This is a genomic window from Citrobacter sp. RHB21-C05 (assembly GCF_013889015.1).
Classification (GTDB): domain Bacteria; phylum Pseudomonadota; class Gammaproteobacteria; order Enterobacterales; family Enterobacteriaceae; genus Citrobacter_A; species Citrobacter_A sedlakii.
The window spans coordinates 877,530-891,367 of the sequence record NZ_CP057611.1 but is presented as its reverse complement, the minus strand read 5'-3'; the positions used below and the strand labels follow the sequence as shown (position 1 = coordinate 891,367).

Below are 13,838 nucleotides of genomic sequence, written 5' to 3'. Positions count from 1 at the left end.
GTGATACGTCACGTTGGCTCAATGCTGAATATTGCTAACTCGAGTTAGCGATTTGCCTTTTAAAGCTATTTTAGCCACCCCAAATAGCCAAATTATTTGGCGTGAATTTGTGACGCCGGGCAGACTCTTTATTTTAACCAATTGAAATAGATTGATTTTTATAGAAATCGTCACGCGCTTTTATTTGACGTAGATCGAATTTTAACCACTTCTCGTGAAGTTTCTCACAATCCCGTCAGAAAAAAGTTGTGTAAAAAACCTGCCAATACCTAAGCTAACTCGAGTTAGCAAAAACACATTTTTTCAGCCGACTGCCGCGGTGGCGCCTCTCTTCCGCCTGCGCAGCGCGTCTAAACGAAGATGAGGAACCACGCATGAAGAAAATGTCCCTGCCAAAAATCGGTATTCGTCCGGTGATCGACGGACGCCGTATGGGCGTTCGCGAATCACTGGAAACCCAAACCATGAATATGGCGAAAGCTACCGCCGCTCTGCTGACGGAAAAGCTGCGCTATGCCTGCGGCGCGCCCGTCGAATGCGTCATTGCCGACAGCTGCATTGCCGGGATGGCGGAAGCCGCCGCTTGCGAAGAAAAATTCAGCGGCCTGAACGTCGGTCTGACAATCACCGTTACCCCGTGCTGGTGCTACGGCAGCGAAACCATCGATATGGACCCAATGCGTCCAAAGGCTATCTGGGGATTTAACGGCACTGAACGCCCGGGAGCGGTGTATCTGGCTGCGGCGTTGGCGGCCCATAGCCAGAAAGGGATCCCGGCGTTTTCCATTTACGGTCAGGATGTGCAGGATGCAGGCGACAGCGCCATTCCTGCCGACGTGGAAGAGAAGCTGTTGCGCTTTGCGCGGGCAGGACTGGCGGTGGCCAGCATGAAGGGCAAAAGCTACCTCTCGCTGGGCGGTGTCTCAATGGGTATTGCCGGATCGATAGTCGATCATAATTTCTTTGAGTCCTGGCTCGGCATGAAGGTGCAGTCCGTCGATATGACCGAACTGCGCCGCCGTATCGATCATAACATTTACGACGAAGCCGAACTGGAAATGGCGCTGGCCTGGGCCGATGCCCATTTCCGCTTTGGCGAAGATAAAAATGCGAAACAGTACCAGCGCAACGCTGAACAGAGCCGACACATCCTGCGCGAAAGCCTGCTGATGGCAATGTGCATCCGCGACATGATGCAGGGCAACAGCAAGCTGGCGGAGAGGGGACGCGTGGAAGAGTCCCTCGGCTACAACGCCATCGCGGCAGGTTTTCAGGGACAGCGCCACTGGACCGATCAATACCCGAACGGCGATACCGCCGAAGCGCTGCTAAACAGCTCCTTTGACTGGAACGGAGTGCGCGAACCGCTGGTGGTCGCCACTGAAAACGATAGCCTGAACGGCGTCGCGATGTTGTTCGGCCATCAACTGACCGGCACGGCGCAGGTCTTCGCTGACGTGCGTACCTACTGGTCGCCGGACGCGGTTAAACGCGTCACCGGCCATACCCTCAGCGGTACGGCGGAACACGGCATCATCCACTTGATCAACTCCGGTTCCGCCGCGCTCGACGGCACCTGTAAACAGCGGGACAGTGACGGCAACCCGACGCTGAAACCGCACTGGGAGGTGACGCAAGAGGAAGCCGACGCCTGTCTGGCAGCCACCGAATGGTGCCCGGCGATCCACGAGTATTTTCGCGGTGGCGGCTATTCGTCACGCTTCCTGAGCGAAGGCGGCGTCCCGTTCACCATGACCCGTGTGAATATCATCAAGGGACTGGGGCCGGTATTGCAGATCGCCGAAGGCTGGAGCGTGGCGCTACCGAAAGCGGTTCATGACACACTCGACAAGCGTACTGACTCCAGTTGGCCGACCACCTGGTTCGCTCCGCGGCTAACCGGCAAAGGACCGTTCACTGACGTTTATTCGGTCATGGCAAACTGGGGCGCAAACCACGGGGTGCTCACCGTGGGACATGTTGGCGCTGACTTCATTACCCTCGCTGCAATGCTACGTATTCCGGTCTGTATGCATAACGTGGACGAAGCGAAAATTTATCGCCCTTCCGCCTGGGCCGCGCACGGCATGGATATCGAAGGTCAGGATTACCGCGCCTGCCAGAACTACGGGCCGCTGTATAAGCGTTAAGATTCGACGTGGGCCGGATAGCGTAATGCCATCCGGCAACGGGAGTCCTTATGAAAAATGACGTTATTCTGGTTCTCGACTGTGGCGCAACCAACGTGCGGGCGATAGCCGTCGATCAGCAGGGCAAGATTGTCGCCCGCGCCTCGGTGCCTAACGCCAGCGAGGCGGCCACTGAAAACAGCGCGTGGCATCAGTGGTCGCTTGACGCCATACTGCAACGCTTCGCCGGGTGTTGCCGGATGCTGAGCGGCGAACTGTCCGCCTGCCGGGTTCGCGGCATTACGGTGACCACCTTTGGCGTTGACGGCGCGCTGGTGGATGCGCGCGGCGAACTGCTGTATCCGGTAATTAGCTGGAAATGCCCGCGCACGGCGGCGGTCATGGACGCCATCGGCCGTTTTATGCCGCCACGCCAGCTTCAGGCGATTTCCGGCGTGGGCGCATTCAGCTTTAATACCCTGTATAAGCTGGTGTGGCTGAAAGAGAATCACCCTGCGCTTCTGGCGCAGGCGCATGCCTGGCTGTTTATCTCCTCACTGATTAATCAGCGTCTGACCGGCGAATTCACCACCGATATCACAATGGCCGGCACCAGCCAGCTGCTGGATCTTCACCAGCGCGATTTCAGCGGCGATATTTTGCAGGCCGCCGGTTTGACGCGCGCGCTGTTTCCCCGGCTGGTAGAAGCGGGTGAACGAATCGGCTTGCTGCAGCCTACCGCTGCGACGCTGCTGGGACTGCCGCCGGGCGTTCCGGTGATCTCCGCCGGACACGACACTCAGTTTGCCTTGTTTGGCGCGGGCGCGGCGCAGGACGAGCCGGTGCTCTCCTCCGGCACCTGGGAAATCCTGATGGTACGCAGTCGCCAGGTCGATACCGCGACGTTAAGCCGCTATGCCGGATCAACCTGTGAACTGGACAGCCAGAGCGGATTGTATAACCCCGGCATGCAGTGGCTGGCCTCCGGCGTACTTGAATGGACGCGCAAACTGTTATGGACGCCCGACACGCCCTGGCAAACGCTAATTGATGAGGCACAGCGTGTACCGCCTGGCGCTGAAGGGGTCAGAATGCAGTGTGAACTGCTTACCTCCCCGCTGGCGGGCTGGCAAGGGGTAACGCTCGCCACCACTCGCGCGCATTTATACCGCGCGGCGCTGGAAGGCTTAACGGAACAGCTTCGCCAAAACCTGCATATGCTGGAAAGCATCGGGCACTTCCGGGCAACGGAGCTTCTGCTGGTGGGGGGAGGAAGCCGCAACCCGTTGTGGAATCAAATCAAAGCCAACGTGCTGAACCTCCCCATTAAGGTGCTTGACGACGCGGAGACCACCGTCGCCGGGGCGGCGATGTTTGGCTGGTATGGCGTTGGCGAATTTGCCAGTCCGCAGCAGGCGCGCGAGCAGGTGCGCTACCAGTACCGTTATTTTCATCCTCAGTCACCCTATCCGTCACACTAAAGGAGTGGTTCATGCTTAAAACACTTTCTCCATTAATCTCGCCTGAACTGCTCAAGGTGCTGGCGGAAATGGGACATGGCGACGAGATCGTTTTCTCGGACGCGCACTTTCCGGCACACAGCATGGGGCCGCAGACAATCCGCGCCGATGGACTGCAGGTTAGCGAATTATTGCGGGCGATCATTCCGCTGTTCGAGCTGGACAGCTATGCGCCGCCGGTGGTGATGATGGCGGCGGTTGAGGGCGATACCCTCGACCCGGATGTTGAGACCCGCTATCGCGATGCCCTTTCGTTGCAAATGCCTTGCCCTGACATTGTGCGCATCGATCGCTTCGCTTTTTACGAACGCGCGCAAAAGGCTTTTGCGATCGTCATCACCGGCGAGCGCGCCAAATACGGGAATATTCTTTTAAAAAAAGGCGTAACGCCGTAATCTCACCCGCGGCAGAGTTTTCCGGACGGTGAGAGGGTCAGCGATGAAAGCGGTACGTCAGCAAGCGATAGTGCATCTGCTTAGTCAGCATCAAAGCCTGACCACTGACGCGCTGGCCGCGCTGCTTAATGTCAGTAAAGAGACCATCCGCCGCGATCTCAGCGCGTTACAAAGTCAGGGCAAAGTGTTGCGTAGCCACGGACGGGCAAAAAGCATTCGGCGGGAAAACGGAGATAACGGCGATCCGTTTTCTCTTCGTCTGAAAAGCCATTACGCCCACAAAGCAGACATTGCCAGAAAGGCGCTCGGCTGGATCGAAAACGGTATGGTCATTGCGCTGGATGCCAGTTCAACCTGCTGGTATCTGGCGCGGCAGCTACCGGATATCGACATTCAGGTGTTCACCAACAGTCAGCCAATCTGCCAGGCGCTAGGCAAGCGCGAGCACATTCAACTGATTTGTTCTGGCGGTACGCTTGAGCGTAAACACCGTTGTTATGTGAATCCCTCACTCATTTCTCAACTGAAAACGCTGGAAATTGATCTGTTTATCTTTTCCTGTGAAGGAATCGACCGCCACGGCGCGCTGTGGGATTCCAGCGCTTTTAACGCTGAATATAAATCCGTACTGCTGAGTCGCGCCGCGCAGTCGCTGCTGCTGATCGATAAAAGCAAATTCAACCGTTCGGGAGAGGCCCGGCTGGGTCATCTGGATGAGGTGACGTCTATTGTTTCAGACGTGTCGGCAAGATAGCGCCAAACGAGGCCTCTTCCGGCGTAGTTTTAGCGTTCGTCGCGACGCCCGCCTACCGCCGCCCACAGGCGACGCACGTGCACCGTGACTTCTTCGCGATCGTGATAGAGCTGACGCGCCTGGATCTGCGCGTTCACGCCATGTTCATCCAGTTGCGCCTGAATATACGCCAGGTTCTGGGAGACTTCTTCATAGCGTTTTTTCATCGGCAGCTTGAGGTTAAAAATGGTTTCACGACACCAGCCATTCACCAGCCACTGCGCCATCAGCGCCGCCACTTTCGCCGGTTTCTCCACCATATCGCATACCATCCATGAGATGTTGTTACGGTTCGGGCGATACTTAAAGCCATCTTCCCGCAGCCAGGTCACCTGTCCGGTATCCATCAGGCTTTGCGCCATCGGACCGTTATCGACCGAGTAAACCCACATGTTCCGCTTCACCAGCTGGTAAGTCCAGCCGCCGGGGCAGGCGCCTAAATCCACCGCATACATCCCGTTCGCCAGACGCTCATCCCACTCATCTTCCGGAATGAACACGTGCAGCGCTTCTTCCAGCTTGAGCGTCGAGCGGCTTGGGGCGTCGGCGGGAAACTTAAGGCGCGGAATGCCCATGTAGTACGGGGAGTTATTTGAAGCATACGAATAACCGGTATAACAGCATCCCGGCGCGATAAAGAAGACGTGGACCACCGGACGCTTCGGCGTTTCATAGTGCGTCAGAATGCCTGCGTCACGCAGCGCGGCGCGCAACGGCACCGTAAACTTGCGGCAGAACTTCATCAGTTCTTTGCTTTCATTGGTGTCCGCCACTTCAACCCGCAGATCGCCGCCCTTCTCGACCACGCCCTGCAGCATACCGACGATCGGCGTGATCCTGTCTTCCGGCGGCAAATGCTGCAGCAGCTCGCCCACCACAAACCACTGGCGGGTGAAGATCAGTGAACTGAACGGCAGCTCGCTGATAATTTTTTCCGCATCATCGGCCTGATAACATTCATAAATGACATATCCCGCGTTTTCTTTAACGCGCGCAAAGCCAAACAATTCGCGACGTCCCGCTTTATCGGTAATTTCCGCAGCGCACTCTTTTTCAAAGCCCGGGCGACACAACAACACCACTTTATTCATGAACAACGCCCTTACGCTTCAAACGAACGGCGCCGATTAACATCAACACCCACCCTGCCAGGAAACTCACCCCGCCAACCGGGGTCACAAACGCCCACAGGCGCAAATGCGACAGCGCCAGGCAATATAAGCTGCCGCTAAACAACACAGTGCCTAACGCCAGAAAAACGCTACTCCAGTAGAACCAGATGCTGATGCGGCGCTGCATCGCGACCGCCAGACCGAAGATCGCCAGCGTATGAAACGCCTGGTATTGCAGACCGGTCTGGATCCAGCCCATCTCAACCACACCAAGGGTTTTGCTTAGCACGTGCGCCCCGAAAGCGCCCAGAGCAACATAGATAAAGCCACTGACAGCGGCAAAAATCAGCATAAAACGGCTGGTCATGGTAATACCCTAAGTAAGTTATTGTTCGTAGCGAAAGCGGAATTTCTCTTGTTCAGCCGCCGCTTTCGCCAGGATCCACTGACGGAAGGCGGCTATTTTACCCAGTTCTGCCTGACTGTCATGACAAACCAGATAAAATGCGTTTTTACTCACCAACACATCGTTAAACGGACAGACCAGACGTCCGGCCTCAATTTCCGATTGCGCCATCACGTTATTCGCCAGCGCAACGCCCTGACCGTGAATCGCCGCCTGCAGCACCATCGCGCTGTGGCTGAAGATCGGCCCCTGCTGGACGTTAATATGATTCAGGCCCAGCTGGCGCGTATAGGTTTGCCAGTCGCGGCGCGAGGCGTCATGCAATAGCGTGTGCTTCGCCAGATCCTCTGGCGACTTCAATGGCTTATCCCCCGTCAGCAGCAGCGGCGAACAGACGGGCAACAGATATTCTGCGTACAATTTTTCGACGCGCAAGCCCGGCCAGTTGCCGCGACCATAAAAAATCGCCACGTCGACATCGTCCGACAGCTTGTCTTCCTGACGGTCCACAGCCTGGATCCTGACGTCGATTCCCGGATAAGCTGAGTTAAAGCTAGAGAGTCGGGGAACCAGCCACTGGATCGCAAAACTGGGCAATAAACTGACCGTCAGCGCCCCTTTTGCGCTTCGCGCCTGAAGTTTACGCGTCGCTTCGGTTAATTGCGAAAAAATCTCTTTGATGTCGAGGAAGTAGCTTTGGCCTTCCTCGGTGAGAAGAAGAGAACGGTTGCGTCGCCGAAACAGTTTAAGTCCCAAAAAATCCTCAAGTGACTTGATTTGGTGGCTTACTGCGGCCTGCGTCACAAAAAGCTCTTCTGCTGCGCGAGTGAAGCTGAGATGCCGTGCGGCGGCATCAAAAACACGTAATGCGTTCAGAGGTGGAAGACGTTTAGACATGGCTATTAGACTTTGATGTTAAAACAATTTAACAATTAGATTACAAGCTGTAACCTATTAGTTTTTTTTATCTGAGCCATTATAATTTGTCCGTTGAGGAACTACCAGCAAATACCTATAGTGGCGGCACTTCCTGAGCCGGAACGAAAAGTTTTATCGGAATGCGTGTTCTGGTGGGCTTTTGGCTTACGGTTGTGATGTTGTGTTGTTGTGTTTGCAATTGGTCTGCGATTCAGACCACGGTAGCGAAGCTACCCTTTTTCACTTCCTGTACATTTACCCTGTCTGTCCATAGTGATTAATGTAGCACCGCCAAATTGCGGTGCTTTTTTTTACCTGTCCGCTACGGATTAGTCTTCCAGCGCGACCATCTCTTTCACGTCAGTACGGTTGATCTGCTGTTTGTTGCCGTTAGCGTCTTTGTAAGAAATCATCCCGGTATCGTTATCGGTCTGCGGTTTACCGTCAGACACGATGCTGCGACCATCGTTGGTGTGCATTACATAGTTCGGACCGGAACAGGCGCTCAGGGCAAAAGTCAGCATACATGCAGAAATAATTGCGGCAGTCTTTTTCATCTTCTTCTCCTTAAAGCTGTTTATGCTATTAAAAACGTACTCCGTAACAGGCAGAAACATTTGCCTAACACTATTCAGCATAAGACACTGGTCTGATTTCGCCAGGTTATCCAGAAGATTCCTGGTGACAGGCAAGCCTTGTCACGGCGGCAAAATTGCGCCACGATCGGCTGACTGAACTGAGGAATACCATGAACGCTTTCAATCCCGCGCAGTTTCGCGCGCAGTTTCCCGCACTGGCCGACGCCGGGGTTTATCTCGACAGCGCCGCCACGGCGCTGAAGCCACAGGCCGTTATTGACGCGACGCAGCAATTCTACAGCCTGAGCGCCGGAAACGTGCATCGCAGCCAGTTTGCCGAAGCTCAACGCCTTACCGCGCGCTACGAAGCCGCCCGGGAGCAGGTCGCACGGCTGCTGAACGCGCCGAATGACAAAACCATCGTCTGGACTCGCGGCGCCACCGAGGCCATTAACATGGTGGCGCAAAGCTACGCTCGCCCCCGCCTTCAGCCTGGCGATGAAATCATCGTCAGCGCCGCCGAACATCACGCCAATCTCGTTCCCTGGCTGATGGTGGCGGAGCAAACCGGCGCGAAAGTGGTTAAATTGCCGCTCGATGCGCAATTTTTACCGGACGTTGAGCGCCTGGCGGAGAGAATAACGCCGCGTAGCCGCATCCTCGCGCTGGGACAAATGTCGAACGTTACCGGCGGCTGTCCGGACTTAGCCCGCGCCATTACCCTTGCCCATCGTGCAGGCATGGTGGTCATGGTGGATGGCGCGCAGGGCGTGGTCCATTTTCCCGCCGATGTACAACGGCTCGACATCGACTTCTACGCGTTTTCCGCGCATAAGCTGTACGGTCCAACGGGAATTGGCGTGCTCTACGGCAAACCAGAACTGCTGGCGGCTATGTCGCCGTGGCTTGGCGGCGGTAAGATGATCGACACCGTCAGCTTTGACGGCTTCACTACTCAGGCCGCGCCGTGGAAGCTGGAAGCTGGAACGCCTAACGTCGCAGGCGTCATCGGGATGAGCGCGGCGCTGGAATGGTTAGCCGATACCGATACTGCCCAGGCGGAAAACTGGAGCCGCGGGCTGGCGACGCTGGCGGAAGACGCGCTGGCGAAGCGTCCCGGTTTTCGCTCCTTCCGCTGTCAGGACGCCAGCCTGCTGGCCTTTGATTTTGCAGGCATTCACCACAGCGATATGATCACGCTGTTGGCGGAATACGGTATCGCCCTGCGCGCCGGACAGCACTGCGCCCAGCCGCTGCTGGCGGAAATGGGCGTAACGGGTACCCTGCGCGCCTCATTTGCGCCGTATAATACAAAGAGTGATGTGGATGCGCTGGTCAACGCCGTTGATCGGGCGCTTGAGCTATTGGTGGATGAATGACAAGCCCAATGTTTGCCGGACACCCGTTCGGCACAACCGTGAATGAAGAGACGCTGCGCAAGACCTTCCTGCCGCTCAACCAGTGGGAAGATAAATACCGCCAGTTGATATTACTGGGAAAACAGCTGCCGACGCTGCCCGACGATCTCAAAGCCCAGGCGAAGGAGATCGCGGGCTGCGAAAATCGCGTCTGGCTGGGTTACACCCGTGGAGAAAATGGCGCGCTGCACTTTTACGGCGATAGCGAGGGGCGGATTGTACGTGGACTGCTGGCGGTGTTGCTGACAGCTGTCGAAGGGAAAACCGCGGCGCAGCTGCTGGCGCAGTCACCGCTGGCGTTCTTCGATGAACTGGGGTTGCGCGCGCAACTGAGCGCGTCGCGCAGTCAGGGACTGAACGCGCTGAACGAGGCGATTATGGTCGCGGCCCAGGACGCCGGATCTTAACGAACCGTAGGCAAAATAAGCGCAGCTTCATCTCCCTGATTGCCGGCGCCATTTCGGATCCCACTAAGCCTGACGCGCCGCCTTCGCCATCATTTTCTTCAACGCATGAGAGACCGCGACAAAGCCAAACGTGGCGGTCACCATCGTCGCCGCGCCGAATCCCGATGCGCAGTCCATCCGTTTGGGTCCTTCCGCGGTCGCTTTCATCGCGCAGACGCTGCCGTCTGACTGAGGATAAACCAGCGCCTCAGTGGAGAATACGCAGTCAACGCCCAGCTTACCCTTGCTGTTTTTCACCACCCCAAAGTCGCTTTTCAGCCGCTCGCGCAGCTTTGCCGCCAGCGGGTCCTGAATCGTTTTCGCCAGATCCGTCACCTGGATCTGAGTGGGATCGATCTGTCCGCCCGCGCCGCCGGTGGTGACCAGCGGAATTTTGTTGCGACGACAGTACGCGATCAGCGCCGCTTTCGGTCGCACGCTGTCAATGGCGTCAATGACATAGCTGAAGCCTGCGCGCAGATATTCCGCGACATTATCCGGCGTGACAAAGTCATCGACCACGGTGACCCGGCATTCCGGATTGATCTGGCGAATACGTTCTGCCATGACGTCTGCTTTCGCCAGACCAACGTTATCGCGCAGGGCATGAATCTGGCGGTTAGTGTTGGTGACGCAGACGTCATCCATATCAATAAGGGTAATGGCGCCGATGCCCGTACGCGCCAGCGCCTCTGCCGCCCACGAACCAACGCCGCCAATCCCGACCACGCAAATATGCGCATCGGCAAACAGTTGCAGCGCTTTTTCACCGTACAAACGCGCCGTGCCGCCGAAGCGCTGACGCCAGGCATCACTTATTACTACTGACATACCACCTCAGAATTAAAAAGGGCGAGGTTATCCCTCACCCTGTCTGATCCATAGAAACAGCGCTCAGAATACCATATTCAGCCGCTAAACACGTTACCAGCGCCAGGCGCGCTTTTCAGCACCCAGACGCGACCATAGTGGTTATACCAACCTGCGCGATGTCCGGCGTCCGGACCAATTCCCTGATAAATATCGAAGTGCTGGCCTTTTATCGCGCCGCCGACATCCAGCGCCACCATCAGACGCAGCTCATACTGGCCGTTGAATTTGCCGTTGTTGTCGAGCAGCGGGACTTCAGCGAGCAATGTTGTCCCCGGCGGGATAATGCTGCGGTCAGAGGCAACGGAAGCCCGGCCAATCAGCGGCACCGCGCTTGCGCCTTTCACTGGTGCGAAAGACTGCGGCTTAAAGAAAACAAACGACGGGTTTTGTTCCAGCAGTTCGCGGACTTCCGCTTCGCTGTGCGTTTCCCCCCAGTGACGGATCGCCTGCATCGACATGTCTTCCCGCTTCACTTCGCCGCGATCGATCAGGACCTTACCGATACTGCGATAAGCATGCCCGTTTTTCCCTGCATAGCTGAAGAAATTAAGCGGGGAGCCGTCGCCAAAATCGATATAGCCACTGCCCTGCACATCCATAATGAAGTTATCCATCAAAGAATTGCTGTAGGCAAGAATGTAATTGTCGCTCAGCGCGCCAGCGTAAATTTCTGCGCGAGACGGCAAGCGTCCGCGTTTTGGCGGCATACGGTAAATGGGATACTGGAATTCGCCCTGACGCGTGTGGCGCGCCTGAACAACTGGTGTGTAATAACCGGTAAACTGGACGTTGCCGTAGTTATCGGCTCCTTCCATCTGCCAGGCGTCGATTCCAAACTGGCGCATGGTACGGGTATCGCCGCCGGAGCGTAGCCAGTCCTGAACGGCGTTATAGACGCTGCTCTGACTGCCGTACAGGCGCGGAGAAGCACTGCGGATCTGGCTCACCTGCTCGGCAAAATCACCGGCGTTGATGGGGGCGCCAACGGCGTCAGGCTGGTTCACCAGTGAGAAAGGCTGGGTAAACTTCCCGTCTTTATACTGCTGTCCGCGATCGGTCGGTTTAGAGGAACAGGCAGCAAGCATAGCAACCACCGCCCCCAAAAAAAGGTAACTTACCCAACGTCCTTTCATTGTTCTCATCTTTTCGCTGTCATTCATACGCAAAGAAGATAACAAACCCCGCCAGCTAATGAAACGAGCAGGGTTAGCCTGACGCAAATTCCGCGCAAAATTTAAACTGAAGTGCCTTGTTTTTGTTCAATTTCGCCCTTAAACCGTGATCCAGGTGAAAAAAGGGTTGCATGAAAATGTTAGCAGAGTATAGTGCGCATCCACGGACGCGGGGTGGAGCAGCCTGGTAGCTCGTCGGGCTCATAACCCGAAGGTCGTCGGTTCAAATCCGGCCCCCGCAACCAATTAAAATTTGATAGCAGTGCTTTCTGTATAGCAGAAGACGGACGCGGGGTGGAGCAGCCTGGTAGCTCGTCGGGCTCATAACCCGAAGGTCGTCGGTTCAAATCCGGCCCCCGCAACCAATCAAATTTGACAGAAGTGCTTTCTGCACAGCAGAAGACGGACGCGGGGTGGAGCAGCCTGGTAGCTCGTCGGGCTCATAACCCGAAGGTCGTCGGTTCAAATCCGGCCCCCGCAACCAATACTAAACACCTTAACGGGTGTTTTTTTGTTTCTGTGGTCCGTAAAAGATTTTTCTGGTGACCAAACGCGGCCGGGCGGCGACACCTGCGCCTTCTCCGGCCTCTCTGTTTATCCTCTTCTCGCCAATGTTGCCCCGTCGGCAAAATAGGCTTTGATCCCGGCAAGAATCGACTCGGCCACTTCCTGCTGGAACTTTGCGGTTTTAAGCTTGCGTTCTTCTTCAATATTACTGATAAACGCCGTTTCGACGAGAATCGACGGAATATCCGGCGCTTTCAGCACCGCAAACCCGGCCTGTTCGACCTGATTTTTATGCAGATTGTTAATCTTGCCGAGCTTGTTCAACACCGCTTTACCAAATTTCAGGCTGTCGGCGATGGTCAGCGACTGCACCATATCGAACATCGTATGGTCGACGTAGCGGTCACCGCTTTTGCTCACGCCGCCAATTAAGTCCGAGGCGTTCTGCGTTTGCGCCAGATATTTCGCTGCCGTACTGGTCGCCCCTTTGGTGGAAAGCGCGAATACCGATGACCCGCTGGGCTGGCGGCTGGTAAAGGCGTCCGCGTGAATCGACACAAACAGGTCTGCGCGCTGTTTCTGGGCCTTCGCCACACGCACCTTCAGCGGAATGAAGATATCTTCGTTCCGCGTCATATAGACCTTCATATTGCCTTCTCTTTCGATCAGCGCGCGTAAGCGCCGGGCGATTTGCAACACCACGTCTTTTTCACGCGTTTTGTATTTGCCGACCGCCCCGGAGTCTTCTCCGCCGTGTCCCGGATCAAGCATGATCACAATCGGGCGATCGCGCCCGGCTTTCCCCGGTTGCGGCCCGCTCTGCGCAGGCGGTACCTGTTTATCCAGATCGCCCTTATTGTAATCTTCCAGTAGCGCCAACAATGGATCCTGCATATCCTGCGCATTGACAGGATAAAGATCCATGACCAGACGCTCTTTAAACCCGGCAACCGGCGCCAGCGCGAACAGCTGCGGCTTCACGTTTTGCTTTAGTTCGAACACCATTCGGACGGTCTGCGGGTCGAATTGTCCTACCCGCGCCGACTTAATATAAGGATCATCAGGACGAATTTGCGCCCCCATGCCTTTCAGCACCGAGTTCAGATTTACCCCTTCTATATCCACCACCACGCGCTCAGGATTGCTCAGGGCAAACTGTTTGTACTTCAACTGTCGGTTCGACTCCACCGTCACACGGGTGTAACTCGACGCTGGCCAAATACGAACCGCAACGACCTGACTGGTGGCAGCCAGGCCGACCTGACTGACGCTCAATAGCCACATGGCGCCCGCCCCTTGTAGTAATCGACGGCGGCTGATGGGTGGATGTGATCCCGACATGCTTCTCCCGAGCAAAGTAAATCTTAACGGTGTTGAGTGAGTAAACGTCCAAATTGACCGGAAACTTTAGCGAATGACGCATAATCTGTCATCAATAAAAGGGTAAACATTCTTTTGGTATTCACGGTATTACTGAGAAAAAACTTTGCCCGGATTAAAATTTGCGCTTGCGCATGGCGAAGAAACAGAATAAAAATACAATAATTACGAATAATCATGCAGTGAGGGTA

13 protein-coding genes and 3 tRNA genes are annotated in these 13,838 nt (G+C 55.8%); 9 read left to right on the top strand and 7 right to left on the bottom strand.

The genetic code is table 11. The annotated features are described in order from the left end of the window. The first annotated feature begins 374 nt into the window (after nucleotides 1-374). From fucI to fucR, 4 genes are read left to right on the top strand one after another with little or no spacing between them, the layout of a single operon-like run. A complete protein-coding gene (fucI, locus tag HVX72_RS04235; RefSeq protein ID WP_042288856.1) occupies nucleotides 375-2,150 on the top strand; it encodes an L-fucose isomerase in 1,776 nt (591 codons plus the stop codon). A 50-nt stretch (nucleotides 2,151-2,200) separates the two neighbouring features. Continuing rightward, the gene (gene fucK, locus HVX72_RS04230) at nucleotides 2,201-3,610 is read left to right on the top strand and encodes an L-fuculokinase (protein ID WP_181822602.1); all 1,410 of its coding nucleotides are present in this window, start codon (nucleotides 2,201-2,203) and stop codon (nucleotides 3,608-3,610) included. Between the two features lie 11 nt (nucleotides 3,611-3,621). Beyond that, on the top strand, nucleotides 3,622-4,044 hold the full coding sequence (gene fucU, locus HVX72_RS04225) for an L-fucose mutarotase (RefSeq protein WP_060569370.1): 423 nt from the start codon (nucleotides 3,622-3,624) through the stop codon (nucleotides 4,042-4,044). A 43-nt stretch (nucleotides 4,045-4,087) separates the two neighbouring features. Continuing rightward, entirely contained in the window at nucleotides 4,088-4,798 is a 711-nt protein-coding gene (gene fucR, locus HVX72_RS04220) for an L-fucose operon activator (protein WP_060569369.1), read from the top strand. 29 nt (nucleotides 4,799-4,827) lie between these two features. Here the strand turns inward: fucR and rlmM are convergent, their stop codons facing one another. The 4 genes from rlmM to HVX72_RS04200 form a co-directional block, all read right to left on the bottom strand. Continuing rightward, on the bottom strand, nucleotides 4,828-5,928 hold the full coding sequence (gene rlmM / locus HVX72_RS04215) for a 23S rRNA (cytidine(2498)-2'-O)-methyltransferase RlmM (RefSeq protein WP_042288866.1): 1,101 nt from the start codon (nucleotides 5,926-5,928) through the stop codon (nucleotides 4,828-4,830). Beyond that, nucleotides 5,921-6,316 carry a DUF423 domain-containing protein gene (locus HVX72_RS04210; RefSeq protein ID WP_042288868.1) on the bottom strand — a complete coding sequence of 132 codons (396 nt, stop codon included), beginning with the start codon at nucleotides 6,314-6,316 and terminating at the stop codon, nucleotides 5,921-5,923. Before HVX72_RS04210 ends, rlmM begins: the two co-directional genes overlap by 8 nt. Nucleotides 6,317-6,334: 18 nt before the next feature. Beyond that, on the bottom strand, nucleotides 6,335-7,252 hold the full coding sequence (gcvA, locus tag HVX72_RS04205) for a glycine cleavage system transcriptional regulator GcvA (protein WP_042288871.1): 918 nt from the start codon (nucleotides 7,250-7,252) through the stop codon (nucleotides 6,335-6,337). A gap of 350 nt (nucleotides 7,253-7,602) precedes the next feature. After that, on the bottom strand, nucleotides 7,603-7,830 hold the full coding sequence (locus HVX72_RS04200) for a YgdI/YgdR family lipoprotein (protein WP_012906999.1): 228 nt from the start codon (nucleotides 7,828-7,830) through the stop codon (nucleotides 7,603-7,605). Between the two features lie 191 nt (nucleotides 7,831-8,021). Here HVX72_RS04200 and csdA point away from each other — a divergent pair, with 191 nt between their 5' ends. Together csdA and csdE are read left to right on the top strand one after the other, a co-directional pair. Beyond that, nucleotides 8,022-9,230 carry a cysteine desulfurase CsdA gene (gene csdA, locus HVX72_RS04195; RefSeq protein ID WP_181822601.1) on the top strand — a complete coding sequence of 403 codons (1,209 nt, stop codon included), beginning with the start codon at nucleotides 8,022-8,024 and terminating at the stop codon, nucleotides 9,228-9,230. After that, nucleotides 9,227-9,676: a cysteine desulfurase sulfur acceptor subunit CsdE gene (csdE, locus tag HVX72_RS04190; protein WP_181822600.1), complete on the top strand. Its 450-nt coding sequence runs from the start codon at nucleotides 9,227-9,229 to the stop codon at nucleotides 9,674-9,676. The genes csdA and csdE overlap by 4 nt, the downstream gene beginning before the upstream one ends. A gap of 63 nt (nucleotides 9,677-9,739) precedes the next feature. Here the strand turns inward: csdE and tcdA are convergent, their stop codons facing one another. Both tcdA and mltA read right to left on the bottom strand, forming a co-directional pair. After that, complete coding sequence (tcdA, locus tag HVX72_RS04185) at nucleotides 9,740-10,546, bottom strand: tRNA cyclic N6-threonylcarbamoyladenosine(37) synthase TcdA (protein WP_060569367.1); 807 nt, start codon at nucleotides 10,544-10,546, stop codon at nucleotides 9,740-9,742. A gap of 77 nt (nucleotides 10,547-10,623) precedes the next feature. Continuing rightward, nucleotides 10,624-11,721: a murein transglycosylase A gene (gene mltA / locus HVX72_RS04180; protein ID WP_181822599.1), complete on the bottom strand. Its 1,098-nt coding sequence runs from the start codon at nucleotides 11,719-11,721 to the stop codon at nucleotides 10,624-10,626. A 207-nt stretch (nucleotides 11,722-11,928) separates the two neighbouring features. Between mltA and HVX72_RS04175 the strand changes: the two genes are divergently transcribed. From HVX72_RS04175 to HVX72_RS04165, 3 genes are all read left to right on the top strand, one after another. Continuing rightward, nucleotides 11,929-12,005: transfer RNA gene (locus tag HVX72_RS04175), tRNA-Met, on the top strand. Nucleotides 12,006-12,048: 43 nt separating this feature from the next. Then, nucleotides 12,049-12,125: transfer RNA gene (locus HVX72_RS04170), tRNA-Met, on the top strand. A 42-nt stretch (nucleotides 12,126-12,167) separates the two neighbouring features. Beyond that, a tRNA-Met gene (locus tag HVX72_RS04165) sits at nucleotides 12,168-12,244 on the top strand. Between the two features lie 110 nt (nucleotides 12,245-12,354). Here HVX72_RS04165 and amiC read toward each other — a convergent pair. Then, complete coding sequence (gene amiC, locus HVX72_RS04160) at nucleotides 12,355-13,608, bottom strand: N-acetylmuramoyl-L-alanine amidase AmiC (protein WP_042288884.1); 1,254 nt, start codon at nucleotides 13,606-13,608, stop codon at nucleotides 12,355-12,357. Nucleotides 13,609-13,838: the final 230 nt, after the last annotated feature.